General features: G+C 67.6%; 29 protein-coding genes. 14 read left to right on the forward strand and 15 right to left on the reverse strand.

Annotated elements, in window-relative coordinates; all coding sequences use genetic code 11:
• Positions 1 to 23: 23 nt before the first annotated feature.
• Entirely contained in the window at positions 24 to 740 is a 717-nt protein-coding gene (locus AB5I40_RS31780) for a CDP-alcohol phosphatidyltransferase family protein (protein ID WP_370933903.1), read from the forward strand.
• 400 nt (positions 741 to 1,140) lie between these two features.
• Here AB5I40_RS31780 and AB5I40_RS31785 read toward each other — a convergent pair whose 3' ends face one another.
• The 8 genes from AB5I40_RS31785 to AB5I40_RS31820 form a co-directional block, all read right to left on the reverse strand.
• Positions 1,141 to 1,860, reverse strand: coding sequence for a nucleotidyltransferase domain-containing protein (locus AB5I40_RS31785; protein ID WP_370933904.1), 720 nt, complete (start codon positions 1,858 to 1,860; stop codon positions 1,141 to 1,143).
• Entirely contained in the window at positions 1,836 to 2,231 is a 396-nt protein-coding gene (locus AB5I40_RS31790) for a VOC family protein (protein WP_370933905.1), read from the reverse strand. Before AB5I40_RS31790 ends, AB5I40_RS31785 begins: the two co-directional genes overlap by 25 nt.
• Positions 2,232 to 2,289: 58 nt before the next feature.
• Complete coding sequence (locus AB5I40_RS31795) at positions 2,290 to 3,018, reverse strand: cyclopropane-fatty-acyl-phospholipid synthase family protein (RefSeq protein WP_370933906.1); 729 nt, start codon at positions 3,016 to 3,018, stop codon at positions 2,290 to 2,292.
• 42 nt (positions 3,019 to 3,060) lie between these two features.
• The gene (locus AB5I40_RS31800; protein WP_370933907.1) at positions 3,061 to 3,684 is read right to left on the reverse strand and encodes a TetR family transcriptional regulator; all 624 of its coding nucleotides are present in this window, start codon (positions 3,682 to 3,684) and stop codon (positions 3,061 to 3,063) included.
• A 1-nt stretch (position 3,685) separates the two neighbouring features.
• Positions 3,686 to 4,888, reverse strand: a complete 1,203-nt coding sequence (locus AB5I40_RS31805; RefSeq protein WP_370933908.1) for an NAD(P)/FAD-dependent oxidoreductase — start codon at positions 4,886 to 4,888, stop codon at positions 3,686 to 3,688.
• Positions 4,885 to 5,076 (reverse strand): ferredoxin, encoded by a 192-nt coding sequence (locus AB5I40_RS31810; RefSeq protein ID WP_067576490.1) that lies wholly within the window; start codon positions 5,074 to 5,076, stop codon positions 4,885 to 4,887. The genes AB5I40_RS31805 and AB5I40_RS31810 overlap by 4 nt, the downstream gene beginning before the upstream one ends.
• Positions 5,076 to 6,476 carry a fatty acid desaturase gene (locus tag AB5I40_RS31815; RefSeq protein WP_370933909.1) on the reverse strand — a complete coding sequence of 467 codons (1,401 nt, stop codon included), beginning with the start codon at positions 6,474 to 6,476 and terminating at the stop codon, positions 5,076 to 5,078. Before AB5I40_RS31815 ends, AB5I40_RS31810 begins: the two co-directional genes overlap by 1 nt.
• Positions 6,477 to 6,599: 123 nt before the next feature.
• On the reverse strand, positions 6,600 to 7,475 hold the full coding sequence (locus AB5I40_RS31820) for a LysR family transcriptional regulator (RefSeq protein ID WP_370933910.1): 876 nt from the start codon (positions 7,473 to 7,475) through the stop codon (positions 6,600 to 6,602).
• Between the two features lie 129 nt (positions 7,476 to 7,604).
• On the opposite strand from AB5I40_RS31820, the gene AB5I40_RS31825 reads away from it, so the two are divergent.
• The 7 genes from AB5I40_RS31825 to AB5I40_RS31855 are packed head-to-tail and all read left to right on the forward strand — an operon-like array spanning position 7,605 to position 14,882.
• Entirely contained in the window at positions 7,605 to 8,771 is a 1,167-nt protein-coding gene (locus AB5I40_RS31825) for a CaiB/BaiF CoA-transferase family protein (protein ID WP_134729335.1), read from the forward strand.
• A 3-nt stretch (positions 8,772 to 8,774) separates the two neighbouring features.
• Entirely contained in the window at positions 8,775 to 9,947 is a 1,173-nt protein-coding gene (locus tag AB5I40_RS31830; RefSeq protein WP_370933911.1) for an acyl-CoA dehydrogenase family protein, read from the forward strand.
• 13 nt (positions 9,948 to 9,960) lie between these two features.
• Positions 9,961 to 11,124: an acyl-CoA dehydrogenase family protein gene (locus AB5I40_RS31835; protein ID WP_370933912.1), complete on the forward strand. Its 1,164-nt coding sequence runs from the start codon at positions 9,961 to 9,963 to the stop codon at positions 11,122 to 11,124.
• A gap of 14 nt (positions 11,125 to 11,138) precedes the next feature.
• Complete coding sequence (locus AB5I40_RS31840) at positions 11,139 to 11,996, forward strand: 3-hydroxyacyl-CoA dehydrogenase NAD-binding domain-containing protein (RefSeq protein WP_370933913.1); 858 nt, start codon at positions 11,139 to 11,141, stop codon at positions 11,994 to 11,996.
• Positions 11,993 to 13,474 (forward strand): CoA transferase, encoded by a 1,482-nt coding sequence (locus AB5I40_RS31845; RefSeq protein WP_370933914.1) that lies wholly within the window; start codon positions 11,993 to 11,995, stop codon positions 13,472 to 13,474. Before AB5I40_RS31840 ends, AB5I40_RS31845 begins: the two co-directional genes overlap by 4 nt.
• 1 nt (position 13,475) lies before the next feature.
• Positions 13,476 to 14,354, forward strand: a complete 879-nt coding sequence (locus AB5I40_RS31850) for a hypothetical protein (protein WP_370933915.1) — start codon at positions 13,476 to 13,478, stop codon at positions 14,352 to 14,354.
• Positions 14,355 to 14,366: 12 nt separating this feature from the next.
• Positions 14,367 to 14,882, forward strand: a complete 516-nt coding sequence (locus AB5I40_RS31855; RefSeq protein WP_370933916.1) for a hypothetical protein — start codon at positions 14,367 to 14,369, stop codon at positions 14,880 to 14,882.
• Positions 14,883 to 14,893: 11 nt separating this feature from the next.
• Here AB5I40_RS31855 and AB5I40_RS31860 read toward each other — a convergent pair whose 3' ends face one another.
• Positions 14,894 to 15,493: a TetR/AcrR family transcriptional regulator gene (locus AB5I40_RS31860; protein ID WP_370933917.1), complete on the reverse strand. Its 600-nt coding sequence runs from the start codon at positions 15,491 to 15,493 to the stop codon at positions 14,894 to 14,896.
• A gap of 120 nt (positions 15,494 to 15,613) precedes the next feature.
• Between AB5I40_RS31860 and AB5I40_RS31865 the strand changes: the two genes are divergently transcribed.
• Entirely contained in the window at positions 15,614 to 16,609 is a 996-nt protein-coding gene (locus AB5I40_RS31865; protein WP_370933918.1) for a fumarylacetoacetate hydrolase family protein, read from the forward strand.
• A 2-nt stretch (positions 16,610 to 16,611) separates the two neighbouring features.
• The gene (locus tag AB5I40_RS31870; protein WP_370933919.1) at positions 16,612 to 17,553 is read left to right on the forward strand and encodes an MBL fold metallo-hydrolase; all 942 of its coding nucleotides are present in this window, start codon (positions 16,612 to 16,614) and stop codon (positions 17,551 to 17,553) included.
• A 4-nt stretch (positions 17,554 to 17,557) separates the two neighbouring features.
• Here the strand turns inward: AB5I40_RS31870 and AB5I40_RS31875 are convergent, their stop codons facing one another.
• Entirely contained in the window at positions 17,558 to 17,941 is a 384-nt protein-coding gene (locus tag AB5I40_RS31875) for a hypothetical protein (RefSeq protein WP_370940652.1), read from the reverse strand.
• Between the two features lie 102 nt (positions 17,942 to 18,043).
• Positions 18,044 to 19,222: a cytochrome P450 gene (locus AB5I40_RS31880; protein ID WP_370933920.1), complete on the reverse strand. Its 1,179-nt coding sequence runs from the start codon at positions 19,220 to 19,222 to the stop codon at positions 18,044 to 18,046.
• Positions 19,223 to 19,429: 207 nt separating this feature from the next.
• Here AB5I40_RS31880 and AB5I40_RS31885 point away from each other — a divergent pair, with 207 nt between their 5' ends.
• Entirely contained in the window at positions 19,430 to 19,780 is a 351-nt protein-coding gene (locus AB5I40_RS31885) for an antibiotic biosynthesis monooxygenase (protein ID WP_370933921.1), read from the forward strand.
• A gap of 4 nt (positions 19,781 to 19,784) precedes the next feature.
• Here the strand turns inward: AB5I40_RS31885 and AB5I40_RS31890 are convergent, their stop codons facing one another.
• Complete coding sequence (locus AB5I40_RS31890) at positions 19,785 to 20,381, reverse strand: TetR/AcrR family transcriptional regulator (protein ID WP_370933922.1); 597 nt, start codon at positions 20,379 to 20,381, stop codon at positions 19,785 to 19,787.
• Positions 20,382 to 20,479: 98 nt separating this feature from the next.
• Here AB5I40_RS31890 and AB5I40_RS31895 point away from each other — a divergent pair, with 98 nt between their 5' ends.
• Complete coding sequence (locus tag AB5I40_RS31895; RefSeq protein ID WP_370940653.1) at positions 20,480 to 21,484, forward strand: hypothetical protein; 1,005 nt, start codon at positions 20,480 to 20,482, stop codon at positions 21,482 to 21,484.
• Positions 21,485 to 21,516: 32 nt separating this feature from the next.
• A complete protein-coding gene (locus AB5I40_RS31900; protein ID WP_370933923.1) occupies positions 21,517 to 22,830 on the forward strand; it encodes an MFS transporter in 1,314 nt (437 codons plus the stop codon).
• On the opposite strand, the gene AB5I40_RS31905 is transcribed toward AB5I40_RS31900, so the two are convergent.
• Both AB5I40_RS31905 and AB5I40_RS31910 read right to left on the reverse strand, forming a co-directional pair.
• Complete coding sequence (locus AB5I40_RS31905; RefSeq protein WP_370933924.1) at positions 22,831 to 23,505, reverse strand: TetR/AcrR family transcriptional regulator; 675 nt, start codon at positions 23,503 to 23,505, stop codon at positions 22,831 to 22,833.
• Between the two features lie 55 nt (positions 23,506 to 23,560).
• The gene (locus AB5I40_RS31910; RefSeq protein ID WP_370933925.1) at positions 23,561 to 24,196 is read right to left on the reverse strand and encodes a TetR/AcrR family transcriptional regulator; all 636 of its coding nucleotides are present in this window, start codon (positions 24,194 to 24,196) and stop codon (positions 23,561 to 23,563) included.
• Between the two features lie 144 nt (positions 24,197 to 24,340).
• On the opposite strand from AB5I40_RS31910, the gene AB5I40_RS31915 reads away from it, so the two are divergent.
• Positions 24,341 to 25,327 carry a methyltransferase gene (locus AB5I40_RS31915; RefSeq protein ID WP_370933926.1) on the forward strand — a complete coding sequence of 329 codons (987 nt, stop codon included), beginning with the start codon at positions 24,341 to 24,343 and terminating at the stop codon, positions 25,325 to 25,327.
• Here the strand turns inward: AB5I40_RS31915 and AB5I40_RS31920 are convergent.
• Positions 25,324 to 25,884, reverse strand: a complete 561-nt coding sequence (locus tag AB5I40_RS31920; protein WP_370933927.1) for a TIGR03086 family metal-binding protein — start codon at positions 25,882 to 25,884, stop codon at positions 25,324 to 25,326. The two genes, AB5I40_RS31915 and AB5I40_RS31920, sit on opposite strands and share 4 nt — an antisense overlap.
• Positions 25,885 to 25,944 lie beyond the last annotated feature (60 nt).

Raw genomic sequence — 25,944 nt, forward strand, 5'->3', positions numbered from 1 at the left:
CGTTGCTGCCGGATCGAGGCGAAATGGCTGTCTCCACCTGTACACGAACCCCGGCCGAGCTGGGTTCAACTGTCGTCCAGCAGGCCCCCGCGCTGCTGGCGCAACTCGCGCTGCTGACTTTGCTGACCGTCACGACCGGTCTCGGCCTCGCCGGCTGGGCAGTCGGCGTCGCCTACCTCCTCGGCCTGTTGGTGCTGCTCACCCAGGGCGCCTGGCGGATCCGCGTCTACCGGCTGGGCCCAGCCGACCAGGTGACCCTCGCCCGAGCGGCCCTGATCGGCACCGTGACCGCTTTGGTAGCTGACCGCCTGGGCGGACACCCGCCGCTGGCTTTGATCGTCCCCATCGCGGCGGTCGCCCTGGCCCTGGACGCCCTAGACGGCTACGTCGCCCGCCGCACCGGCACCGTCTCCGCACTGGGCGCCCGCTTCGACATGGAGGCAGACGCGTTCCTGATCCTGGTGCTGAGCGTCCTGGTCGCCACGACGGTCGGCCCGTGGGTCCTGGCGATCGGCCTGATGCGCTACGCCTTCGTCGGGGCGGCCCGGCTGTGGCCGTGGCTCCGGGCCCCGCTGCGCCCTAGTTGGGCACGAAAGGCGGTCGCAGCCTTGCAAGGAATCGCCCTGACAGCTGCGGTGGCCGGGCTCGCGCCGGTGGTTTGGGCGGGGATCGCGGTGGCGACGTTGAGCTGGTCCTTTGGGCGAGATGTGTGGTGGCTGTACCGGAACCGTGCCGCCTGAATTCCGCGACCGCGATTCTCCACGGCCGGGGTTTACGTATCGAAACCGTGCTTCCCGCACTGTCGTGGGCTCTTGTTTTCGCGGTACCGCGAAAAGGGCCAGCCGTTCGCCCCGCAGTTCCGCTTGAGCGGACTACCGCAGGTAGAACGACTGGCCCCGGGATGCGGTATCGGCCCCCCTCCGGCTGATCGCCAACCTCCCAATGCCCACCTTAGCGGTGCCCGAATGTCGCCGCTTAACCCGTCCGTGGGTAACTCGTCGGTATTCCTTTTCGGGGTATCTGTCAGTGGGTCAATAGTGTGGGGAATTGCGTTCGAGCTGCGGATCCGTTGTGATTAGCGATCGCAAAAAGAAACCGTACGGGGATCTTGCTGGCCATAGCTTGCCGTCGTGAATGCGGTCAGGGACGGCGGGGGTCGGTGACCTGGTATCCATCCCGCAGCGGTCCTCCTGTCTGGTCCAGCACCGCACGGGCGACCGCGCCGAGCCGTGACGCATCGGGCGCGGCGGTGGCCAGCTGCTCGGCCAGCCGGGGGTCGTGGTCGTGGAGTTCGCGCCACAGCCATTTGCCGGTGCCCTGCCAGTGCTGTCCGGCCAGCAGGGCCAGTTGCGCGGTCTTGGTCAGCACCCGAGCGGCGATGAAGGCGATCTCGGCCGGGTCGCTGGCTCCGGCCAGGTCGTCGAGCAGGTCGGTGAGGTCGTAACGCTGGGCGTCGAGTTCGCCCGACGTCGCGGCGGCCGGGCCCGCGGCCAGCCGTTGCCGCATCTCGGCCTGCAGCCGGGTGCCGAGGCCGTCGTCGGCCACGAGTGCTCCCTCAGCGATGAGCCGGGGGATCCCTGGCCAGCGGCGGACCAGATTGTCGGCGCAATAGGCGCGCAAGGTTGCTTCGTCGTGCACCAGTGCTTCCACCGGCCAGTTTTCCCAGGTGAACGACTGTCGGCACGGGGCGTCGCGGGGTCCGGTGACCACCACGAGGTCGAGGTCGGACGTCGGCGTGCGCCGGTCGGTCAGCACGCTGCCGCCGACGATCACCACCCGCGCGTCCGCGAACAACTGGCGGGCAAGTTCACCGGCGGCGGCAACCGGTTCGCTTCTCAACCCTTGGCGCTCAACTGCCACGAAACACCCCACCGGTCATTGACCCACGCGAACGGCCCGAAGCCGTAATCATCGAGCGGCATCAGGGTTCCGCCGCCTTCGCCGAGGGCCTCGTAGACCCGCTTGAGTTCGTCGGCCGAATCGACGGTGACGAACAGCGAGGTCGACGGCGTGAAGTCGAAGCCGTGCTGGACGAAGCTGTCGCTGCACCGCACGCGCTGCCCGGCGACGGTGAACTCGGCCATCACGATCGTTCCCTCCGGGCCGGGGCCGCCGGCGCCGTAACGCTCCTCGGACAGCACGGAGTCGCCGGGGAACAACGAGGTGTAGAAGGCCATCGCCTCGGCGGCGTCGCGCTTCTGGAACATCAGGAACGGCACCAGGTCGGTCATCGGACTGCCTTTCGCGGGTTGGGGTCAGGTTCGAACGTCGCATTGACAAGAAGTTTTGTCAATCGCGCAGCACGACGCAGGCGAAGCCGAACGAGTGCCGGTAATCCCGGAGCCATTCGTCCCGATGAGTGGCCGCCGCGGCGAGGGCTTCGGCCTGGTCGGGGTCTTCCGGGTGGTCCAGGGCCCATTCGGTGAGGCTGCCGGTCCACGACCATTCGTAGGCGTCCAGTTCGCCGCGCGTGCTGGTGTGGCCGTGGGTCGGCGTCCATCCGGCGGAAATCACCTGGTCGAGGAGTTCGGGCAGGTCGGGCAGGTCGCCGAAGATTTCGACGGCGGCGGGGGTTGGCTCGGATTCCCAGTAGGCGTCGCCGAGCAGAGCGCGGCCGCCGGGGCGGACGTGGGTTCGCAAGGTGGCGAGGGTGTCCGTCAAGCCGTCGAAGGCGTGGGTGGAGCCGATGCACAGGACGGTGTCGAATTCGGCGGTGGCGGGGAATTCGGCGGCGGGCTGCTGGTGGAGGGTCAAGCGGTCGGCGACGCCTTGAGCAGCGGCGGCCTCTCGGGCGCGCGAGAGGGCGAATTCCGAGGTGTCGACGCCGACCGCGCGGAGTTTCGGGTATGCGGCGAGAGCGCGGATCAGCCATTCGGCACTCCCGCAGCCTAGGTCCAAAAGAACCGCGTCCTCGCGCGGGATGCTGCGGTCTAGCAGGCGCTGGACCTCGTCGTCGCTGATCGGGGCCGCGATGGGATGCCGGGTGTGGGCGAGTGCGGAAAGTCGTTCACGGTTCACGCGCGGCAGGCTGACACGCGCGCCCCGAAACGCGCACCTCGTTTACGAGCGGGTGCGCATCGACGCCGACGGGGCGGTGCCGAGGACGCGCGTGGCGACCCACGCCAGGCCGTCGGCGGTTTCGGCGGGCGTGCCCGACGGTTGCATCACGTGGCTCAGCACGGTGCGCACGACCAGGTCCATGACGACGGTGAGCTGGCCGTCGTCGAGTGGCGGCGCGTAGCTGCGGACGCGGCCGCGCAGGACGGCTTTCGCTTCGGTGAGCAGGGTGCCGGCGCGGGTGGTCAGCAGCGGCAGGAATTCGTTGTCGGTGCCGTGCGTCGCGGAGGCGATGGCGCGCAGGAGGATGTTGTCGTCGGCCAGTTCGAGCACCGCGCGGACGGCGTCGTAGATCGCCTCGACGAGGTCGTCCGGATGCCGGTCGAACGCGGTGCTCACGACGGCGAGGAACCGGCGCAGTTCGTGCGAGATCATCGACTCGGCGAGCGCGGTTTTCGAGCCGATCTCGTTGTAGACGGTCTGCCTGCTCACCCCGACCAGATCGGCCAGCCGCGCCATGGTGACCGCTGACCAGCCGGATTTCGCGGTGAGTTCGATGGCGGCGGTGATGATGGGCTGCCGGTACTGGCCGCCCTCGGGCACCGGAAGCACGCTCATGGCAGTCATCTTATGCGGCCGTTTCCAACGCGAAGGCGACTGCCTCGGACCACGGCGCCCGCGCGGCGATCCGCTTGCGGTACTTCATGATGTCGCGCGGCCGATCGACGGTGAACGCGCCGACGAGCCGGTCGCCGCGCCGGTACAGCGCGGTGAAGCCGTGCTCGGCGGGAACCGCGACGACGACCTCGTCCGCCCGCGGCGTCCCGACGAACTGGATGCGGTGCGAGTACCAGTCGGACCAGAAGTACGGCACGGCGCTGAACACCCGCGCGCTCGCGGGGTCCAGCGCGTGCCGAGCCGCGGCCGCACCCTGCTCGGCCGCGTTCGTCCAGTGCTCCAGCCGCATCAGCTCGCCGTCGAACAACGCGTTCGCCACGTGCGCGACGTCTCCGGCTGCGTAGACGCCGTGCGCGGCGGCGAGGGTGCCGTCGCAGATGACGCCGCCGTCGCGGTCGTGCAGGAGGAGTCCGCTGTCGCGCAGCCAGCCGGTGGCCGGTTCCGCGCCGATTCCCGCGACGACGAGGTCGGCTGGGAGAGTTTCGCCGGTTGACAGCCGCACGCCGGTCACCGCGCCATCTTGCGACGTAAAGCCGGTGACCCTGGTGCCGAGGCGGAGATCAGTGCCCGCCGCGCGATGCAGCTCAGCGCAGACCTCGCCGACTTCGGGGCCGATCGCGCGCACCAAAGGCGTTTCCAGGGTTTCCACAATGGACACTGGTAGACCGCGTTTACGCGCAGCTGAAGCGACTTCCGAACCGATGAAACCGGCACCGATCACGACTGTCCTAGCGCCACTGTCCAATGCGGACCTGATGGCAACCGCGTCGTCCGCGGTGCGCAGCGAGTAAATGCCGGAGATCCCTGCCGTGTCAGGAAGAACTCGGGCGGCGGCTCCGGTAGCGATCACCGCTGCGTCGTACGGGACCGTCGTGTCGCCGGTGTGGATCTCCCGGGCGATCGGGTCGAGTCCGGTCGCGGGAGTGCCCAGCTGAAGTTCGACGCCGAGGTCGCGCAGGTCGTCCGCGCTGAGAAAAGGTTCCACCGCAACGGGTCCGTCCGCCGCGAGGAAAGCCTTCGACAGCGGCGGCCGGTCGTACGGCAGGCGGTCCTCCGCTCCGATGAGCACGATCCGGCCGTCGTATCCGGTCCGCCGCGCCGATTCGACCGCTCGCAATCCCGCCAGCGACGCGCCGACCACCGCGAGCGTCATGACACCAGTTTCAGTGCGAGAACCGGGCAGGCGTCGACCGCCGCGGCGAGGTCGGTCCGGTGCTCCTCGCCGGGGTTGCCGTCGAGCACGACGACCGTGCCCTCGTCGCCCACCTCGAAGAAGTCCGGAGCCATCGCCTCGCACATGCCGAGGCCGTCGCACTTGTTCAAATCCGCTTCGATCCGCATCACACACTCATCCTTCCGGGAGCAACGAAGTCGACCTTTTCCCTTACGCCGCAGTCGGGACAGCACCAACTGTCCGGAATGGACGACCACGGCGTACCGGCCGGGAAGCCTTCGCGCGGGTCGCCGCGCTGCTCGTCGTAGACGTATCCGCAACCGGGGCACATCCCGCCTTCGCTGGCGTCACCGTGCACGTCCTCCGGCACGGCCAGCGTCTCGTGTGCAGAAGAGCCATGCCTGGCAAGGACTTTCTCCCGCTTCGACGGCTGGATGTTCGCCCGGCTGATATCGCCCTCGAAGTGGTTGAGCACCCGCTGGTCCATCACGCGCCGCCACAGCGGCGGGAACAGCGCGAGCACGATCATCCCGGCGTACCCGGTCGGCAGCACCGGAGATTCGGCGAAGTCGCGCAGGGTCTGGTAGCGGCGCGTCGGGTTGGCGTGGTGATCGCTGTGCCGCTGCAGGTGGTACAGCAGGACGTTGGTCGCGATGTTGTTGGAATTCCAGCTGTGGCTGGGATCCACGCGCTCGTAGCGGCGGCGCTCCGGCGGCCCGACCTTCTGCCGCAGCATCCCGTAGTGCTCCATGTAGTTCACGACTTCCAGCAGCGAGAACCCGATCACCGCCTGGATCACCAGGTACGGCAGGATCCCGACGCCGAGCCACGCCACCATCGCCACCCACAGCACCGCGGACATCAGCCACGCGTTGAGCACGTCGTTGCCGATCCGGAACGGATGCTTGTCGCGGCGGGCGTAACGCTTGCGCTCCAGGCCCCACGCGGACTTCAGCGAGCCGAACACCGTGCGCGGCCAGAACCGGTAGAAGCTTTCGCCGACGCGGCTCGACGCCGGGTCCTCCGGAGTCGCGACGCGCACGTGATGCCCGCGGTTGTGCTCGATGTAGAAGTGCCCGTAAAAGCTTTGCGCCAGCGCGATTTTCGACAGCCAGCGCTCGTGGCTTTCCTTCTTGTGGCCCAGTTCGTGCGCGGTGTTGATGCCGATCCCGCCGATGCAGCCGATCGAGATCGCCAGGCCGATTTTGTCCACAACGGACAGCTCGCCGCGCGCGATCAGCCAGAACGCGAAGACGAACCCGACGTACTGGATCGGCAGGAACAGGTAGGTGATCCACCGGTAGTACCGGTCCTGTTCGAGCCGCTCGATCACGTCGTCCGGCGGATTGCTCCGGTCGAGGCCGGCGACCAGGTCGATCGCGGGCACGATCGCCAGGATCACGATCGGCCCGATCCAGAACCAGACGCCCCAGCCGGTCGCGGCGTGCAGGCCGATCGCGAGGAACGCGAGCGACGGCACGACCAGCCCGATCAGCCACAGGTAGCGCTTCTTGTCGGTCCAGCGTTCGGTCGACCCCAGCGGCACCGTGCCGGTCATCTCGCTCATCGCGCCCTCCTCCGTTGGCTGGCTTTACACGACGGTAAGACATGTACACCGCGATTGACAAGAGGCATCGAAATGTAAAGTTGCCCCGGCTGGGTGAATCCCCAGGTCGGGCATCAGTCGAGGTCAGTCGGGTACGCGGGCGTGCCGCAGCACCTCGACCACCGGGTCCAGCCGCGTGTCGGCGGTGCGCCGGATCAGGAACGTGGTGAGCGTGGCGACCAGATCGTCGATCGGCAGGACCGCGCATTCGTTCGGGTCCAGTGCCAGCGCCGTCGCGGATTCGACCGGCGCGAGGGTGAAGCTTTTGGTGCTGCGCAAGAAGATCAACAGCCCGCTGACGTCGGAGAACTGTGCCTCCGGATCGACCAGCACGCCCTGTGCGGCGAGTTGCTCCGCGCGCCGGGAGCCGAGATCCCAGTGCCGCGGGCCCTGCAGATACTGGAATCCCCGCAGGTCAGCGAGGGTGAGCGAGGTGCGGTCGGGGAACCGCGACGCGTCCACCACGGCACCGAGCGGCTCGCGGTAAAGGACGATGGTGGACAGCCGGTCGTCGGAAGTGCCCAGGTGCGAGACGGCGAGGTCGAGCGAGCTGCTGAGCAGTGCCGACTCCATCCCGAGCGACGGCATCTGCCGCAGCGTGAACCGGTAGGAGCCGTCCAGCGCCCGGATCGATTCGCTGAGCTGGCGGCGGTGCGCGGGGTTGAGCACGTCGGGGATGGCGAGGCGGACGTCGGCGCGCTGGTCGCGGGTGCGCATCCGGGCCGGAATCGCGTCGAAGCCCGAAACGACCGATTCGGCGAGCGGCAGCAGCGCTTCTCCCGCCTCGGACAGTCGCGTGTGGTGGGTGGAGCGGTCGAACAGCGGCTCGCCCAGCTCGCGTTCGAGGTCGCGAATGCGCTGGCTGAGCGGCGGCACGGACATGTTCAACGCCCGCGCCGCACGGGTGAAGTTCAGCTCGCGCGCGACCGCGAGGAAGTACCGCAGGTGGTGGATCTCCACGCTGAGCAGCGTACCCACGGTGTTATCACCGTGGTCATACCGATCTGATGCACTCGGTCATTCCCTTCTGGTGAGCAAGCGCTTAGCGTCAGTGGCGAAGCAAAGATCGTCAACGGGAGGACCGCGAAGATGGATGCCACCGGACCGCTTTCCGGGGTTAAGGTGCTCGACCTGTCGTCCGCGGTGATGGGCCCGTACGCCACGCAGATCCTCGGCGACTTCGGCGCCGACGTGATCCGGGTCGAACCGCTGCGCGACGTCGCCCGGCACTCGCCGGCCAACACCGGCCGCACGCCCGGGATGGCCCCGCTGTACATGCAGGTCAACCAGAACAAACGCAGCATCGAACTCGACCTCAAGGACCCCGCCGGCCGCGAAGACCTCTTCGCCCTGCTCGCCGACGCCGACGTCCTCGTCACCAACATGCGCGCCGCCGCGCTCGACCGGCTCGGCCTCGGCTACGAGCAGCTGCGCGAACGCTTCCCCCGCCTCGTCTACGCCCACGCGCAGGGTTTCGCGCCCGGCTCGTCGCGCGCCAACCGGCCCGCCTACGACGAGGTCATCCAGGCCACGTCCGGCCTGGTCAGCCTGCAGGACCGGGCAGGCGGCACGCTGCAGTTCGTCCCGACCTTCATCGCCGACAAGACCGCCGCGCTGTACCTGCTCAACGGCGTGCTCGCCGCGCTCTTCGACCAGCAGCGCACCGGCAAGGGCCAGCAGGTCGAACTGGCGATGGCCGACGCGATGATCGCGGTCAATCTGGTCGAGCACCTGGCCGGCGACGTCTTCGTCCCGGCCGCGGGCGACGTCGGCAACCCGCTTTCGCTCAGCGATACGCACGCCGCGATGCGCACGGCCGACGGCGGCGCGATCGCCGCGGTGCCCTACACCAACGACGCCGTGCGGACGCTGCTGATCGGCGCCGGCCTTGACGACGCCGCGGCCGATCCGGCTTGGGACTCCCCGGTGATCGACCGGGAGATTTTCACCGCGGGGGTGGAGAAGGTCTTGGCCAACTCCGCCAGCCGCACCACTGCGGAGTGGGAGGAGTACCTGACCGCCCACGACGTTCCGTACGCGGTCGTCGTCGACATCGCCGACCTGCCGACCGACCCGTACGTTCAGGAAGTCGGGCTGATCACCGAGCGGGAACACCCGACCGAGGGCACGATCCGCGTCGTGGAGAGCCCGCTGCATTTCTCGCGGACCCCGGCCGGGTTCCGCAGGCACGCCGAACGCGCCGGAGCGAGCACCGCCGAAGTCGTCGGAGCCGTACGCACCACTGAAGGGGTTTGATCGATGGATCTCGAACTGTCTCAAGAGGACCTCGCGTTCCGCGACGGATTGCGGGAGGTGTTCCTCGGCGCGATTCCGGAGGAAATCCGCAAGCGTTCAGCGCTCGGCCTGATCACGCGCGACGACATCGTCACGAGCCAGCGGATTCTGAACGAGCACGGTCTCGCGGTGCCGCACTGGCCGACGCAATGGGGCGGCCAGGACTGGACTCCGACGCAGTCCCACATCTACGCCTCCGAACTGCAGCGCAACGCGGTGCCGCAGCCGCTCGCCTTCAACGCGAGCATGGTCGGCCCGATCATCGCCGAGTTCGGCAGCGAGGAGCAGAAGCAGAAGTTCCTCCCGGCCACCGCGAATCTCGACATCTGGTGGTCGCAGGGCTTCTCCGAGCCGGAGGCCGGTTCGGACCTCGCCGGGTTGCGCACCACCGCTCGTCTTGAGGGCGATCACTACGTCCTCAATGGACAGAAGACCTGGACCACGCTCGGCCAGTACGGCGACTGGATGTTCGTGCTCGCCCGGACCAACCCGGACGCGCCGCGCAAGCAGCAGGGCCTGTCCTTCCTGCTGCTGGACCTCAACACGCCGGGCATCGAGCGCCGTCCGATCAAGCTGGTCGACGGTTCCGCCGAGGTCAACGAGTTCTTCTTCGACAACGTGGTGATCCCGGCGGAGAACCTGGTCGGCGAGGAGAACAAGGGCTGGACGTACGCGAAGTTCCTGCTCGGCAACGAGCGCAACGGCATCGCCCAGGTCGGCACCGGACAGCGGATCTTCGCCGATCTCGCCGCCGCGGCCGCCGATCTGCCCACAGAGGACGGTCCGCTCGCGGACGACGCGGAGTTCCGCGCGGCCATGCACACCGCGAAGACCACGCTGCTCGCGCTCGAAGCAACCCAGATGCGGGTCACCGCCGCGTCGGAAAACGGGCAGCCGAGCCCGGTGTCGTCGCTGCTGAAGATGGAGGGCACGCAGGCTCTGCAGGCGCTCACGAAGCTGCGCATGCGCGCGGCCGGTTCCGACGGCATGCTGCTGGACACCGAATCGCCGGTGAAGGCCGACGAGGCCGCCGTGGTGGCCGCGGCGCAGTACCTGAACCAGCGGAAGCTGTCGATTTTCGGCGGCTCCAACGAAATCCAGCGCGGCGTCATCGCGAAGACGATCCTCGGTCTGTAAGGGACGGCGACTCATGAACCTCGAATTCAACGAAGACCAGAAGCTGCTGTTCGAGACCGTCGACACGGCGGTCGGCCGCGGCTACCCGGCAGGCGGCCGCGCGGCCGCGACGAGCAGCGAACTCGGCTGGAACGACCAGGTCTGGAACACCCTCGGCGAGCTGGGTCTCGCCGGTCTCCCGATCTCCGGCGACCACGACGGCGCCGACGCCGGCCCGGTCGAGGTCTACGCGACGCTGGAGGCGATGGGCAAGCACGCGGCGGCGGAACCGCTGCTCGACGGTGTGTTCCTGCCGTCGTGGATCATCACCGAACTGGGCACCGACGACCAGGTCAAGGCGCTGCTGCCGGTGCTCGCCGCCGGTGGCACCACGATCGCGGTCGCGCACGCCGAGCCGGGACGTCCGTGGGGCGTCGCGCCGTCGGTGTCAGCGGCCGGTTCCGCGCTTACTGGCGTGAAATCGCCGGTGCGCAACGCTGATCAGGCCGACAAGTTCCTGGTCACCGCGGTCGACGAGAACGGCCGTACCGGGGTGTACCTGGTCGAGGCGACTGCTGAGGGCATCACTCGGGTCGACGGCCGGGCCGCCGACTGGGGTCACACGTCGCAGGTCGAATTCGCTGGTACGCCAGCGGTTCTGCTCGGCACCGCGGACTCCGACGCCCTGGCTGCGTTGCGTCGCGCGTTCTCGCGGGCGCGGATCGCGGTCACCGGCGAGGCGATCGGCCTCATGGAGACCGGGCTCGCGATGACCGTCGAATACCTCAAGACCCGCAAGCAGTTCGGTGTTCCGCTGGCGGCGTTCCAGGCGCTCGTGCACCGTGCCGCCGATCTGTACGCGAAGGTCGAGCTGGCTCGTTCGCTGGCGCTGTGGGCCACCGCGACGGTCGAGGCGTACGACAAGGGTGCGTCCACAGTGGACCTCGACGCCGTGGCTGACGACGCGTTCGTGTTCGTGTCCGACGCCGCGACCGCTACCGCCGAGGAGATTGTCCAGCTGCACGGCGGCATCGGGATGACTTACGAATCAGAGGTCGCGCATCACGCGGCGCGGCTGATTGCCATTACGGAGAGTTACGGCGGAGTGAGCGCGGCCCGGCGCCGCGCGCTAGCGTCGGACGCGTTGCTGACGCCGCCGAGCGCGCTGCTCAACAACGCGGACGCGGTCACCGCCTGAGAAAGGAGTGCGCCATGCCGGTCGTCGCGATCGTCGGCGCTGGGGTCATCGGAGTGTCGTGGGCTCGGCTCTTCGCCGAGGCGGGCTGGACGGTGCGAGTCACCGATCCGCGCCCTGACCTGCGGGAGATCGTCGCTCGAGACCTCGCCGGGCTGCCCGCCACGGCAGTCGCGGACCTCGCGGAAGCCGCTGAAGGGGCCGACTTCGTCCAGGAGTCAGGCCCGGAGCGGATCGAGCTGAAGCGGGAAATGTTCGCGACGCTCGCCGCCGCCACGCGCGACGACGTAGTACTGGCGTCCTCCTCCTCGTCGCTGTTGCCCTCGGTGATCGCCGAGGGCAACAGCGCGGCCTCGCGGATCGTGATCGGGCACCCGTTCAACCCGCCCGAACTGATGCCGCTGGTCGAGGTGGTGCCCGGGGTTTCGACCTCTTCGGAGACCGTGGCGAAGGCCGTCGAGGTCTACCGGGGATTGGGCAAGAAGCCGATCACGCTGAAGAAGGAAGTGCCCGGCTTCGTCGGGAACCGGCTGCAGAAGGTCTTCAACGACCAGGCGATGTACCTCGTGCAGCAGGGCGTGATTTCCGCGGCGGATCTGGACGAGCTGGTCAAGGCCTCGCTCGGGCCGCGGTGGGCGACCATCGGGCCGTTCGAGAGCATGCATCTCGGCGGCGGTCCGGACGGAATCCGGCACCTGGTGACCCACGTCGGCTCGCAGATGAAGTTCGAGATCGGCCGCCCGGACCGGGAACACCTCGACGCGGTGATCGACGAGGTCGAACAGACTTACGGCACCGCGGACACTTACTCGGCGCGGGTCGAAGCGCGAGACAGTCGGACTCGCGCGCTGCTGGACGCGCTGGAGAAGGAATGACTCTCACCGAGCATCTCGAAGCCGCGCTCGCCAAACCAGCCACCACCGACGAGTACGACCTGCACCAGCCGCTGGCTGATCTGCTCGGCTCGGTCGGCCTGCAAGAATCCGACGCCGGCGGCCGGATCGAATTCACCGGAGCCGACCCGATCCTGCCGGGCGCACTGCGCCTGGCCGGGGCGACGTCCATCGCGCTGGCGGCGAAATCCGTTGCGGTGGCGAAGATCTGGCAACTGCGCGGCGGACGCGGTCAGGACATCTCGATGGACCTGCGGACCGCGCCGCACCGCTTGTGCCCGTTCTACGACAAGAAATGGGAACTGCTCGACGGCTACCCGCAAGGCGACCCGGCGCGCGTCGATCCGGCCTTCGGAACGGATCGCTTCTACTCCACTTCGGACGGACGCTGGGTGCACCCGATCAGCCCGTACCCGAAACTGCGCAACGACGCGGCCGCCCTGCTCGGCGTTCCGGAGCGGGATGCCTTGGTGCAGCAGGCGATCTCGCAGTGGAACTCGTTCGAGCTGGAGGACGCCGCCGAGGCTGCGGGCGTCATCATGCCGGTGGTGCGCACGACCGAAGAGCTGATGGCCACCGAGCAGTACCAGTCGGTGCTGTCGACGATGCCGCCGGTGATCGTCGAGCGGATCGGCGACAGCCCGCCGGAACCGTTGCACCCCAACCCTTCTACGCCGCTCGAAGGAATCCGTGCACTGGGCCGGGCACACATCATCGCGGGCGCTGGCTGCGGCCGTGCACTGGCGTTGCACGGCGCGGACGTGCTGAACGTATGGGATCCGGGCGAATACGAACTGCCGCTGCTTTATGCGACGTCCAATGTGGGCGTTCGCTCCACCCGCCTCGACTTCCGCCGCGCCGCCGACCAGGAGCGAATGCACTGGTTGCTCACCGGTGCCGACATCTTCTACGCCAACCGCCGCCCGGGATACCTCGCGCGCCACGGCCTCGACGCGGAAACCGCCGCCGAAATCCGTCCTGGGATCATCCACGCCGAAGTGACACTCAACGGCAGCACCGGCCCGTGGTCCGGCCGAGTCGGCTTCGACCAGACCGCCGGTTGCCTGTCCGGCGTCATGCTGCTGGAAGGCGAGGGCGGAGTCCCGTCGCTGCCCGGGGTACCGGTGGTGAACGACTACATCACTTCATGGTTCCTGCAGTTGGGAATCCTGCGCGCCCTCATGCTCCGCGCGGAATGGGGCGGTTCTTATCGAGTGCAGGTTTCGCTGACTCGCGTCGCCTTGTGGTTGCTGAGCCTGGGAATCTTCGACAAGGGCTACGCGGCGGAGGTCGCCGGTGTCGCTCCCGGACACGAGTACTTCGACCCCGAGACCTTCACCGCGGACACCCCGCTCGGTCGGTATCGCGGCGTCACCGAACAGATCCGGATGTCAGAAACTCCGGGCTATTACACGAATCCGTTGATCCCGAGGGGATCGCACCGTCCAGAGTGGAGGTGACATGTTCAGCGAACTGGTAGTGCTGGGCATTCGCACCGGGACGATTTACCGCGTCGGACTTCCCGACGGGCAGGTTACCCCGCTGTACAAAGATGCTGGTGTCTCGCCGGATGGCGTTGTGGTCGCCGACGGGACTGTTTACTGGACCACCATGGGCATGCCTACGCGCGACCCTTCCGTGCCGGGCGAAGCTGGCCTGGACTACTCGGCTCGCAACGGTGGCCTGCACGCGGTGTCTTCCGACGGCACCGGTGCGCGCGATGTGGTCCCGAATGGAACTCTGACTACCGGGAAACAGTTGGCGTACAACGGTTCCCTGTACTGGGGCGATCGGGAGGGTTATCGAATCACCCGTGTGCGTCCGGATGGGACCGGCCTCACGGATCTGATCGTGAACGAGCCGGACGATAGCGGGATGCAGGAATGCGTCGGCGTCACTGTGGACTCGACACACCTTTACTGGACGCAAAAGGGTCCGGCCAAGGGCGGTGTCGGCCGGATTTTCCGTGCTGGGCTGGAGATTCCTTCCGGGGAGACCGCCCGCGACCGGTCCGATGTGGAGACCCTGTGGGACCACCTGCCGGAACCGATCGACCTGGAAATCCATGGCGGGTACCTGTATTGGACCGACCGTGGCGCGGCTCCGAAGGGCAACACGCTGAACCGCGCCCCGCTTCCCGGGCCGGGGGAGAAGGGCGCTGAGCCGGAGATTTTGGCAAGCGGATTCACTGAGGCGATTGGGCTGGCGGTGGATGACGAAGTCGCTTACGTATCCGACCTCGGCGGCCGGATCACGGCGGTGCCACTGGACGGCGGCGCATCGCGGGTGGTGGTCGATATGGGCGAGTTGTTGTCCGGGATCGCGGGGATTCGGCGCTAGTATTTCGGCTTAATGGACCAGCACCTGATCACGCAGGCGCAGCAGCACTTCGAAGCAGCCTGGCGCGAGCCGGTGCAGGTCTCCGGAATGGGCCGGGTCACGGTCGGTTCACGACGGGACCGTCGAGGCAAACGGGAGCGCGACGCACGAGCGGACGGTCCTGGTGGGTGCCTAGCCGAGATCGGGGAGATGCTCGTCGAAGTGTTCTCCGCCATCACCTGGCCCTTTGTCGCGATCTGGGGCCTGACCCGGCTTTTCAAACGGCAAGGCCCGAAACGACATGCCGCGATACCGAGCGGCCCGGCGACCGGACAGGCCTACCGGGTAGCTGAAGCGCTGAAACCGCACTCCGGTGAAATCGCCGTAGTCCGAGGACAAACCCAGCTGGCGATCGCCGAACTGACTGGCCCCAACGCGGAACCGACCGTCGTATGGAGCGGCCGAGGTTCGGATCGCCCGCAGTGGAGCCCCTCTCCGGCGAGCTTGTACTGGGAAGACGGCTCGATGCTGATGCTCCCCGCGACCTGACTCACGAGCAGCTACCGAACCGCGATCCCCCGCAAGATCATTTCCACCATGTTCAGCAAATGCTCCTGCAAATCAAACGGAGCATCCTCGCTCTCGATCCACGAGCTCAGCGTCCCGAAATAAGACGTAGCCAGCAGCAACCCGGCCTGCGCCGGATCGATGTCCGCGCGGATCTCCCCGGCTTCCTGCGCCCGTGCGACGAACGTGCCGAATTCACGGGCCAGTCGCGGATTGCCGAACACGTTGGTGGAGTGGATCGCCGCGCCCATGCAGGCGATCGTCTCGGCTCGGGAGTCGAGGCTGTTGCGCGCCAGTTCGATCAGGTACCGGCTGAGCACCTCGCGCAGCGGCCGGTCCTCCAGGTTTTCGGCGCGTACCGCGGTCATCGCGCGTTCCCGTCGCCGCAGGCTCCACTCGTCGAGGAACGCGGTCTTGCGCTGGAAGTGGTTGAACACGGTGGCGCGCGCGGTGTCGGCGCGTTCGGCGATGTCCTCCATCGTCGTGTTGTCGTAGCCGCGTTCCACGAACAGCTCCACGGCCGCCTGGAACAGCCGGTCCCGGCGTTCGTGTCGCTGCCTGGTCCGCCGATCGCCCGTCGCTTCTGCTGTCATGTCTCGCAGTCAACCATCATTTCCTCCCGGTGCCTGCTGAACGACGCCCTTGACGCTACTAACGTCGCGGCCTAAGTTAGACGCAAGTCCAAACTTATACTCCAGTTCAAGGAGGCGGCGATGCGGCTGGTCACCTACGAATCCGCGGGCGCGGCCCGGCTTGGGGTGCTGCATGGCGACGTCGTGGTGGATCCGGCGCGGGTCTTGCGGGCGGCGAAGGCCGGAACCGAAGTCCCGACCGAGATGGTCGCCTTCTTCGAGGGTGGGGCGGAGGCGCGCGGCAGGGCTGAACAGGCGCTTCAGCTCGCCGACGCAGCGGCCGAAAAAGGCGACTCGTTGATCGACGAAGGTCATCCGGCAGTGCTTCCGCAAGAGGAAGTCCGGCTGCTCGCCCCGGTGCCGAGGCCGCGCCGGATTCGCGACTACCTGACCTACACCCAGCACGCCTCGGGATCCGGCCTCGCCGTTCCGCCTGCCTTCGAGGCGATGCCGATCTGCTACAAGGGCAACGTCGAGACGGTGATCGGGCCGGAGGAGCCGTTGCTCTGGCCGTCTTACACCGCGCAGCTCGACTTTGAACTCGAGCTTGGTTTCTTCACTTCCGGCGGCGGCAAAAACCTCACCCCGGCTGAGGCAGCCGGACGCATCGCCGGGGTCACGATTTTCAACGACGTCAGCGCACGCGACATCCAGATGTTCGAGATGAGCCTGACAATCGGTCCGTCCAAAGGGAAAGACTTCTGTACCGCGATGGGCCCGTGCGTGCTCACGATGGACGAGGTCGACGAATGGGCGGTGCAAATGTCGGCGACGGTCAACGGCGAGGTCTGGGCCACTGGATCCACAAAGGACCGGCAGTTCTCGTTCGCCGAGGTGCTTGCGTGGGCGTCGCTGGACGAGGACATTTACCCCGGGGAGTTCTTCGGGCTCGGCACCGTCGGCGGCGGATGCGGATGGGAATTGGACCGCTGGATCCAGCCGGGAGACGTAGTGGAACTTGCCGCGTCTGGCGTCGGGGTGCTGCGAAACCCGGTGGGGCAACGGCAGATCGCGCCGGAAGGTGCGGGATTGGCTTCATATCAAGGTGCACCCGAGGTGCACGTCCCTAGGAGGTAACCGTGCCCAAAGACATTCCCTACACCAAAGGACATCATCGGCTCACTGAACACTGCTCGGCATGGCTGGTCCCGGACGGAACGTGGGGCTGGAGCAATGCCGGTCTGATCGCCGGGGCCGGAGAATCCCTTCTCGTCGACACCCTCTTCGACGTGCCGATGACCCGGGAAATGCTGACCGGCCTCCAAGGCGCCACAGTGGACAGTCCAATCAAGACAGTCGTGAACACGCACGCGAACGGAGACCACTGGTTCGGCAACGAACTGGTCGCGGACGCCTCGATTATCGCCTCCGTTGCCACGGCGGAAGAAATGCGCACCAACGGCCCCGACCTCATGCGCGGCCTGGTGCATCAGGAAGGTCCGCTGGGCCGTTTCGCCCAGCACATCCTCCACCCGTTCGACTTCGACTCGATCACCGCGACCCCGGCGACCCGGACGTTCGCCGAACAGCTGAAGCTCGACATCGGCGGCGTAGCAGTGGAAATCCGCTGCCTCGGCCCCGCGCACACCGAGGGCGACAGCGTCGTGCTGGTCCCCGACGAGGGCGTGCTGTACGCCGGGGACCTGTTGTTCATCGGCGGCACCCCGATCACGTGGGCGGGACCGGTGTCGAACTGGATCGCCGCCTGCGACGCGATGCTGGCGATGGACGCCGAGTTCGTCGTCCCCGGCCACGGCCCGGTCACCGACGCCGACGGCATCCGCTCGGTCCTCGACTACCTGCAATGGGTACAAGCCGAGGCCGCCGACCGCCATCGCCGGGGGATGACCGCGGAGGAGGCGATGCGCGACATCTCGCTGGGCCGGTTCGCGGACCTCGACGAGCACGGCCGGCTCGCGCAGAATGTGCTCGCGGTGTACTACGAACTCGATCCGGAGATGGAGCGGGTGGACACCCGTGAGGTGTTCCGCCGCATCGCCGAGCTGGAAGGGTTCGCGTGAGCCGCTAACCGGCCACGGTCAGGATCCCGAGCGCCAGCAACACAAGCACTTTCACGGTTTCCGTTGCGATGTAGACGAAATGCGCCCGAGATCGCGGCAGCTCCGTACCCTCCGGGGCGGCGAGGACGCGGTCCGTCCGCCGGTTCAACGCCGGACGGACCGCTCCCAGTTGCCCGATCAGCACCACCACAGCCACCGCCGCCAGCACGGTCACGGCGGTCCCGGGCTGCCCGACCACAACCGTGACCACCACTCCCAACGCGAGCAGAATCTCGGCGATGTTCAAGGCCCGGAACACCAACCGGCCGATGCCGAGGCCGATCGGGATGGTGACCTCCGGTGCGCGGAACTTCAGCGGAGCTTCCAGGAACGAGATGGCGAGCACCATCCCGAACCAGACGAACGTGAAGGCGTCAATCAGGGCAATCGCATGCACAGCGCGGAAAACCTCGATTCCAGTGTTCGATCCGCCGCTGCCAGGCTACTCCCGCTACCAGGTCACCGGCAGCCGCACCGGGCCGTAGATCGACGCGTCGTGCGGCAGGTCCACCTCGGCGAACGGCACCGCGAGCCGCAGGTCCGGGAAGCGCGCGAACAGCCGGAACAAGGCGGTCCGCATCTCGACCCTGGCCAGCTGCTGCCCGAGGCACTGGTGCACGCCGTGGCCGAAAGCCAGCTGCCCGGCCGCGCGCCGGGTGACGTCCAGCTCGTCCGGGTTCGGGAACTTCTCCGGATTCCGGTTGGCGACCGGCAGCGACAGGACGATCGGGTCGCCCGCCTTGATCGGCACGCCGCCGAGTTCGACGTCTTCGAGCGCGGTGCGGATCGGGCCGATGTGGATCACGCTGAGGTAGCGCAGCAGTTCCTCGACCGCGCCCGCGGTGAGATCCGGATCGGCCTTGAACCGAGCCAGCTGCTCCGGATTCTCCAGCAGCGCCAGCGTTCCGAGCGCGATCATGTTGCGGGTCGTCTCGAATCCGGCGACCAGCAGCATCATGCCGATGTTGGCGAGTTCCTCGTCGGTCAGCCCGCCGCCGCGGACCAGGTCGGACAGCAGGTCGTCGCTCGGCTGCGCCCGTTTCTCCTCGATCTGCCCGGCGATGAACGCGACGACGCCCTGGGTGGCGTCCATCCGCTCGGCGATCGGGACATCCTTGGAGAACATCGTGGTGGTGAACCTGTCGAATTCGGCGCGGCGTTCATAAGGCGCGCCGAGCAGTTCGCAGATCACCAGTGACGGCACCGGCCGCGCAAACGCTTCCACCAGGTCGACCGGACCGTCCGCGGCGGCCATCGCGTCGAGATGATCGTCGACGATCTCGGCGACGCGGTCCTCCAGCTTCCGCATCCGGTGCACGGTGAACGCCCCGGTCAGCAGCTTGCGATAACGGTGGTGGTCCGGGTCGTCCATCCCGCTGAACACCCCCGGATCCGCCGGTTTCGGCGGCGGCAGCGGGCCGAAGTCGATCGGGACTTTGGTCAGCTCTACTCGCGCGGACATCCGCTTGTCCGAGAGGACTGCCCGCACCTCCTGGTAGCCAGTGACGAGCCAGCCCTCGGTGCCGTCCGGATACGTCAGCGGCTCGACCGGAGCCTGCGTGCGCTGGGCCGGCGCCGGATCGAACGGACACGCGCCCCTTTCGAGCGGGAGTCCTGCCTGACGGGTCATCGTCGCTCCTTCCCCTCTGAATAGTTCAGAAGGTACACAGCTTTCACAAAGTTGTGAAGAGATTGTCTGAGCTGAACGCCGAGCGGGCGGGGATTCACCGGCTTGGCCTATTTCTAGCGTTGCTAGACAACCGAGCGGCAGCAGTGCTAGCGTTGCCTCAACATCTAGCAACGCTAGATTCAGTCAACCGCAAGGAGAATCGCCGAAATGGCCAAGTTGCAGAGCCTTGACCCGCGCACGCCGATGTTCGCTCAGTTCAAGGAGAAGACCGGACCGATCGTCCTCGCCAACACCTTCGTCGTCCCGGAGGGGAAGACCGAAGAATTCCTGGCCGTCTTCAAGAAGCAGGCCGAGTACATGAAGGCCCAGCCCGGATTCGTCTCGCTGCAGATGCACCGGGGAACGGCGGGCAGCCGGCTGCTGATGAACGTCGCGGTCTGGGAGTCGACCGAGGCGCTCGCCGCCGCGTTCGGCAATCCGGAGTTCCAGCGACTGGCGGCGGAGACTTCCGACGAGGTCGAGTCGTACCCGCACATCTTCGAGAAGATCGACGTCTGAGCCCTCAGGCCTCCGCGGCGTCGAGTGCCGGAACGAGCGGTTCGAGCATGCGCCGCAACAGATCCGGCAGCGACCCGGACACCACGACCAGACCGTTGCCTGCTGGCTGCGTCCACTGCTCCAACGCGACCCGCACCGCCGCTGCGACGGACGCGGCCAGCACGCGCGCGGTCTGCGGGTCGCCGACGCGGGTCTCGATCACTTCCCGCAGCGGGTTCTCCAGCGCGGCCGGAGCGTCGAGAAAAGCCGTGCGCAGCCCGGGATTCGTGGTGATCAGCAGCAGTGCGTCGCGACCCTGCTCGCCGGGATCGGTGTACTGCTCAGCGATCGCGTCGACGATCGCCTCCGCCAGCCGGGTCTCCGGCAGGCGCTCGGTGACGGCGGCGGCGATCCGGCTTTCGCGATCCGCGGTGACCGCGGCGACGATCGCTTCCTCGCGGCTGGAGAAGTAGTTGTTGTAGGTCCGCGGCGAGACCCCGGCCGCCTCGGCGATGTCGTCGACGCGGACGTTCGCCGGCCCGTGTTCGAGCGCCAGCCGCAGCGCTGCTTCGCGCAGTGCGACGCGGGTGGCCTCCTTCTTCCGTTCGCGCAATCCGGTCACGTACCCAGTCTCGCAGCCTTTGTGCGTCTACGCAAACTTGCGTGCGCGCAAGTTTTGTGCGTAGAGTGAGCGGCGTCCCCGAACGAGAGGAAACCGCCATGCGCGGCAAGGGAATGACGTACGAGACCGGGTTCGTCCGCAATGGACGGTCGTCGCGGGAGAGCTTCGAACCGGAGGTGGTGAAACGCGAACTGGCGATCATTCGCGACGACCTGCACTGCACCGCGGTGCATCTCGTCGGCGGCGATCCGGAGCGGCTGGAGCGGGCCGCGCGGTGGGCGGCCGACCTGGGGCTGGAGGTCTGGTTCTCGCCGTATCCGCTGGAGCAGACCCACGAAGAGATGCTCGACCTCTTCGCCGACTGCGCGACCAGGGCGGAACGGCTGCGCGCCACCGGGGCGGACGTCGTGTTCGTGACCGGCGTCGAGTTGAGCGTGATGAACCACGGCTTCCTGCCCGGCGAGGACGTCGCGGAACGGGTCAGTCTGCTGCTCGACGAACCCGAGGGCCGCGCCGAGCGGCTGGCCGCGGTGGGCAAGGCGCTCGACCCGTTCCTCGACGCCGCCGTCAAGCTCGTGCGGGAGCGGTTCCACGGCCCGGTCACCTACGCGTGCATCCAGTTCGAGCAGGTGGACTGGAGCCGGTTCGACTTCGTCACGGTGGAACTCATCCGCTCCGCCGAGGTCGCGCCCATCTTCCGGGACGGTGTGCGAACCCTGGTGGCACAAGGGAAACCGGTCGCGATCACCGGATTCGGGACGGCGACCTGGCGCGGCTCCGGCGACGTCGCGCCGCGGAGCATGGAAATCGTCGAGTACGACAAGGAAACCGGCGACCCGCTCCGCATCGACGGCGAGTACGAGCGCGACGAAACCGGGCAGGCGGTGTATCTGCGCGAGCTGCTGGAAATCTTCGACGAGGAGGGAGTGGACAGTGCGTTCGTGTTCCTGTTCGCGCTCTACAACTACCCCGGCGATCTTGACCTCGCCAGCTTCGGCCTGGTGAAGGTCCTGGAAGACCGCTCGGGCACGGCGTACCCGGGCCTGAACTGGGAACCGAAGGAGGCGTTCGCCGCGGTCGCGAAGCATTACGCAAAACCTTGACTCAGCGGGGTCCGGGCGGGTGAGATCCGGACATGTCGACGAAGACGAGCGCACTGGGCAACCGGGTCATGGCCAAGGCGGCGGTGCGGATCATGCCGCTGCTGATGCTGCTGTACTTCGTCAACTACCTGGACCGGGTCAACATCGGGTTCGCCGGTCCGAACGGGATGAACAAAGAACTCGGCCTCACCGCGACCGCCTTCGGGCTCGCGTCGGGGATCTTCTTCATCGGCTACCTCATCCTCGAGGTGCCGAGCAATCTCGCGCTGCACCGGTTCGGCGCGCGCCGATGGATCGCGCGGATCATGATCACCTGGGGCGCGGTGGCCGTCGCGATGGCGTTCGTGCCGAACACCACGACGCTGGTGGTGCTGCGGTTCGTGCTCGGTGTCGCCGAAGCGGGGTTCTTTCCCGGCATCATTTTGTATCTGACGTACTGGTTCCCGGCGGCGCAGCGGGCGAAGGCGGTCGCGCTGTTCATGTGCGCGGTGCCGGTGTCGAGCGCGATCGGCTCGACCGTCTCCAGCCTGTTGATCAGCGGCGGCCACGGCATCTTCGGCCTTTCCGGCTGGCGGTTCATGTTCCTGGTCGAGGGCGTTCCGGCGATCCTGCTCGCGGTCGTCACGTGGTTCTGCCTGAGCGACCGGCCGGAAACCGCGAAGTGGCTGTCGGCGGAGGAACGCGACTGGCTCACCAATGAACTCGACGGCGAACGCCGCGCCACCGAAGCCGAACACCACTGGCCGCTGCGGAAAGCGCTCACCCACCCGCGGATCCTCGGGCTGGCGTTCGTGTATTTCGCGGTCGTCTACGGCCTGTACGCGCTGGGCTTCTTCCTGCCGACGATCATCGCCGGGTTCGGCGAGGAGTTCGGCACGAAACTGACCGTGCTGCAGGCGGGTTTGGTGAACGCGATCCCGTATGTCGCAGGTGCGCTGGTGATGGTCCCGTGGGCGCGCCACGGCGACCGCACCGGGGAACGGACATGGCACGTCGCGCTGCCGATGCTCGTCGGCGGCGCGGCGATCCCGGTCGCGCTGTATCTCGGAAACCCTTACGCCACAATGACTGCGGTGACCATCTGCGCGATGGGCGTGTGTGCGGCGCTGCCGACGTTCTGGGCCCTGCCGTCGAACTTCCTGTCCGGCGCGGCGGCGGCAGGCGGGATCGCGTTGATCAACGCGCTGGGCAACCTGAGCGGGTTCGTCGCGCCGTACGTGACGGGCTGGCTGCGCGACCTGACCGGCACGCAGCGGACCGGTTTGTGGGTCGTCGGCGCGTGCATGGTGGCCGGGGCCGTGCTGGCGGTGGCGTTGGGGGCGAAGCCGCGCGCGTCTCGCCGGTGATCAGGAGGCGCGGCGGACCCGGTCGGTCAGCACTCGTACTTCGGTCTCGAACAACGCGTCGGCGTCGAGGCCCATCGCGGTGAAGCCGCCGCCGATTTCCAGGCTGACGAAGCCGTGCAGCCGCGACCACAACGCGACGGCCAGTTGGTGGTTCTCGCTGTTGGCGCGCCGCTCGTCGAGCACTTCCTCGTTCTCGTACGCGGTCGGCTTTTCCGCGGTGGCGGAATCGAGGTGGTGCAACACCCCGAGCAGCACGCCCATCAGCGACCGGGCCGCTTCGGCGAGCGGCTTGGCGTGCGCGTCGTATCCGGGGAACGGTGCCTTGAAGAGCAGTTCGTACCGGTGCGGTTCTTCCCGCGCCCAGGCCCGGTATGCGGCGGCCAGCAGCCGGACCTGCGCTTCCGCGTCGAGTGCGTCGGTGTCGAGGGCTTTCGCCATCGCCTCGCGGAGATCGTGGTACGCGTCGATGACCAGGACGGTCAGCAGCTCGTCGCGGCTGGAGAAGTAGCGGTACAGCGCCGGCCCGGAGACGCCCAGCTGCTTGGCGATGGCGTTGATGGAGATCGCCTGCGCGCCCCCGGCCGCGAGCTGGTCGAGCGCGACGACCTTGACCTCCTCGCGCACCTGCTCGCGGAACCGTTCGCGCATCGGCTTGCGGGTGCCTGCTGCGGGCATCCCCACCTCCTTGACGACGCCCGACGGTAACATGGCCGATCGTTCGGAAGACCTTCTAACTGTCGGTCCTGGCCGCGAAGGCTCGCTCGACGTCCTCGCGTTCGACGGCGGGACCAGGCACTTCCCTCGGCCCTTCGGTCGCGATGCCGTTGAGGAAGTGCGCGATCTGCCGTCTCGCCAGGTGGGTCCAGTCGAGGACAGAGGCTTTCGGCTGGGTGAGCAGGGTGCTGAACGCGATCAGGTCGGTGGCGTTGACCTGGCCGCGGATGCTGCCGTCTTCGCGGCCGGTCGCGAGGAAGAAACCGAGCCGTCGGTAAATCGACTTTCGCGCCGCTACGGCCTCCGGCGTGCCGAGCGGCGGCCCGCCGTGCAGCGGGAGCACGAGCTGGTCGGCGAGGTCCACGGTGCCTTCGAGATAGCGGGCGACCGCGTCGAGGCCGGTGCTGTCGTCGTTTTCGATCTGGTCGAGCAGGCTGTTGAGCAGGCCGTACGCGCGGTGCTCGAGCGCTTGCAGCAACGCGTCGCGGTCAGGGTAGCTGCGGTAGAGCGTGCCGATCCCGAGACCGGCCTCGGCGGCGATGGTGGCCAGCGGAACGTGCCGGCCTTCGCGGAGCACCGCTGCGGCAGCCGAGACAAGCAGCCGTTCGCGGTTGGCCTCGGCGTCCTTGCGAACCTTGCGCGGGCGGGACATCGGGTCTCCTTGCGGGGCCTGGACACTGCTCGCCAGTTTAGGCCAATGCCGGGAAGCGGACGGAATGTTCCGGATTTCCGCAGGGTTAGATTCCATTGCCTCGCAGGGAAAATCCGGTTGACCCGGCTGGCAAAGTGGAGTCACGTGAGTGATGACGCGAACCACCTCCTCCGTGCCGCCAGCCTGGCCACCCCGATGGCATTGCGCGTCGCGGTAACGCTGGGCCTGCCCGATCGGCTGCGCGCCCCCGGCACTGTCGACGACGTCGCCGCCGAGTTGGACTTGTCGCCGATCGCGCTCGACGTCCTGCTCGGCCACCTGGTCACGCTCGGGGTTGTCGAACGCACCGACGATGGCTACCTGACCACCTCTTATGGCGAGAATTTATGTGCTGACAAGGAAAACGGCGTCGCCAACCTCCTGCACCTCGACCGCGCCGCCGGTCGCGCCGAACTCGCTTTCGTCGAACTGGCACACAGCGTCCGTACCGGCGAGGCCGCTTACTCCCGCCGGTACGGCAAGGATTTCTGGACCGATCTCTCCGAACAACCGCACCTGCGGCAATCCTTCGACCGGCAGATGACCAACCGATTCCGCACCGAGATCCCGCAAGTAGTCGCCGGAATCGACTGGTCCGCATTCGACACGGTAGTCGACGTCGGCGGCGGTCGAGGAGATTTGCTCGCCGCGATTCTCGAAGCCCATCCGAAACTGCGCGCCCAGCTGATCGACCTCGAACCCACCGCGAGCGAGACCCGCGCCGCCTTCGCCGCACGCGGCTTCGCCAACCGCGTCGAGGTCCTGGGCGGCAGCTTCTTCGACCCGCTCCCGGCTGGAGCAGATGTCTATGTGCTGGTGGACATCCTGCACAACTGGGACGACGACAACGCCCGCCTCGTCCTGAAGCGGTGCGCGGAAGCGGCGGGCCCGTCCGGTCGGATTCTGGCCATCGAAGCGGTCAGCGGAATTCACGCGCGCACCGAAATGGACCTGGTCATGCTGGTTCATTTCGGCGGTCGCGAACGGCGCGTGGAAGAATTCCGCACCCTCGCCGATTCCGCTGGCTTAGTGCTGGAATCAGCGGCCCCGTTGACCGATCAACGAGGCTTGCTGACATTCCGCGTCGCTTAATTCGGCGACCGGCCAAGCAGCCCGACCAGGCGATCCAACGGCGGCGCTTCCTCCGCGACCGGCACCGGCGGCGCGAACGGGCTCCGATCCGCCGGGAGGTCGGCGAGCCGAGCCGCGCTGAACGCGATTTCCCGCTCCACCAAGGCGTCCTCGAACTTCGGCTGCTGTCCGGTGGCGCGAGCGAGGTCCCAGCCGTGCACGAGTTCCTCCACGATCCGCAGATGCACCGCGGCGATCCCCGGAACCGTCCCGGCTGGGACCTCGAAAACCTGCTCCAGCACCCTGGGCTGCCGGAACGCCGCGAGCAGACCGGCCACCGCGTCCCGGTAGGCCGCCACCGGATCGTCGCCGAGCGCGTCGGAAGTGCGCGGGTCCAGCGAGCCGCCCGCCTCGCCGCGCAGCACGGCCGTGAACAGCCGGTGCCCGAGGACCAGGTGGTTCACCAGTTCGCGGACTGTCCATTCCGGGCACGGCGTCGGCGCGTCCCAGCGAGACACGCCAGCGACCAGTTCGCTGGCGGAATCGAGGACGGCGGCCAGATCGTCGACAGGGTTCATCGTTTCGCCTTTCGCAGGGGTCGCCAGTAGAGACACCGCCCGCCCCGGAAACGGAACGGT

The organism is Amycolatopsis sp. cg13 (genome assembly GCF_041346965.1).
GTDB lineage: Bacteria > Actinomycetota > Actinomycetes > Mycobacteriales > Pseudonocardiaceae > Amycolatopsis.

What these genes read in the sequence shown, in the direction of transcription:
- AB5I40_RS31780 (WP_370933903.1), top strand. Translation starts at nt 24, where the DNA reads ATGGCTGTCTCCACCTGTACACGAACCCCGGCCGAGCTGGGTTCAACT.
- AB5I40_RS31790 (WP_370933905.1), bottom strand. Translation starts at nt 2,231, where the DNA reads ATGACCGACCTGGTGCCGTTCCTGATGTTCCAGAAGCGCGACGCCGCC.
- AB5I40_RS31800 (WP_370933907.1), bottom strand. Translation starts at nt 3,684, where the DNA reads ATGACTGCCATGAGCGTGCTTCCGGTGCCCGAGGGCGGCCAGTACCGG.
- AB5I40_RS31805 (WP_370933908.1), bottom strand. Translation starts at nt 4,888, where the DNA reads ATGACGCTCGCGGTGGTCGGCGCGTCGCTGGCGGGATTGCGAGCGGTC.
- AB5I40_RS31810 (WP_067576490.1), bottom strand. Translation starts at nt 5,076, where the DNA reads ATGCGGATCGAAGCGGATTTGAACAAGTGCGACGGCCTCGGCATGTGC.
- AB5I40_RS31815 (WP_370933909.1), bottom strand. Translation starts at nt 6,476, where the DNA reads ATGAGCGAGATGACCGGCACGGTGCCGCTGGGGTCGACCGAACGCTGG.
- AB5I40_RS31825 (WP_134729335.1), top strand. Translation starts at nt 7,605, where the DNA reads ATGGATGCCACCGGACCGCTTTCCGGGGTTAAGGTGCTCGACCTGTCG.
- AB5I40_RS31830 (WP_370933911.1), top strand. Translation starts at nt 8,775, where the DNA reads ATGGATCTCGAACTGTCTCAAGAGGACCTCGCGTTCCGCGACGGATTG.
- AB5I40_RS31835 (WP_370933912.1), top strand. Translation starts at nt 9,961, where the DNA reads ATGAACCTCGAATTCAACGAAGACCAGAAGCTGCTGTTCGAGACCGTC.
- AB5I40_RS31840 (WP_370933913.1), top strand. Translation starts at nt 11,139, where the DNA reads ATGCCGGTCGTCGCGATCGTCGGCGCTGGGGTCATCGGAGTGTCGTGG.
- AB5I40_RS31845 (WP_370933914.1), top strand. Translation starts at nt 11,993, where the DNA reads ATGACTCTCACCGAGCATCTCGAAGCCGCGCTCGCCAAACCAGCCACC.
- AB5I40_RS31850 (WP_370933915.1), top strand. Translation starts at nt 13,476, where the DNA reads ATGTTCAGCGAACTGGTAGTGCTGGGCATTCGCACCGGGACGATTTAC.
- AB5I40_RS31855 (WP_370933916.1), top strand. Translation starts at nt 14,367, where the DNA reads ATGGACCAGCACCTGATCACGCAGGCGCAGCAGCACTTCGAAGCAGCC.
- AB5I40_RS31860 (WP_370933917.1), bottom strand. Translation starts at nt 15,493, where the DNA reads ATGACAGCAGAAGCGACGGGCGATCGGCGGACCAGGCAGCGACACGAA.
- AB5I40_RS31865 (WP_370933918.1), top strand. Translation starts at nt 15,614, where the DNA reads ATGCGGCTGGTCACCTACGAATCCGCGGGCGCGGCCCGGCTTGGGGTG.
- AB5I40_RS31875 (WP_370940652.1), bottom strand. Translation starts at nt 17,941, where the DNA reads ATGGTGCTCGCCATCTCGTTCCTGGAAGCTCCGCTGAAGTTCCGCGCA.
- AB5I40_RS31880 (WP_370933920.1), bottom strand. Translation starts at nt 19,222, where the DNA reads ATGACCCGTCAGGCAGGACTCCCGCTCGAAAGGGGCGCGTGTCCGTTC.
- AB5I40_RS31885 (WP_370933921.1), top strand. Translation starts at nt 19,430, where the DNA reads ATGGCCAAGTTGCAGAGCCTTGACCCGCGCACGCCGATGTTCGCTCAG.
- AB5I40_RS31895 (WP_370940653.1), top strand. Translation starts at nt 20,480, where the DNA reads ATGCGCGGCAAGGGAATGACGTACGAGACCGGGTTCGTCCGCAATGGA.
- AB5I40_RS31900 (WP_370933923.1), top strand. Translation starts at nt 21,517, where the DNA reads ATGTCGACGAAGACGAGCGCACTGGGCAACCGGGTCATGGCCAAGGCG.
- AB5I40_RS31905 (WP_370933924.1), bottom strand. Translation starts at nt 23,505, where the DNA reads ATGCCCGCAGCAGGCACCCGCAAGCCGATGCGCGAACGGTTCCGCGAG.
- AB5I40_RS31910 (WP_370933925.1), bottom strand. Translation starts at nt 24,196, where the DNA reads ATGTCCCGCCCGCGCAAGGTTCGCAAGGACGCCGAGGCCAACCGCGAA.
- AB5I40_RS31920 (WP_370933927.1), bottom strand. Translation starts at nt 25,884, where the DNA reads ATGAACCCTGTCGACGATCTGGCCGCCGTCCTCGATTCCGCCAGCGAA.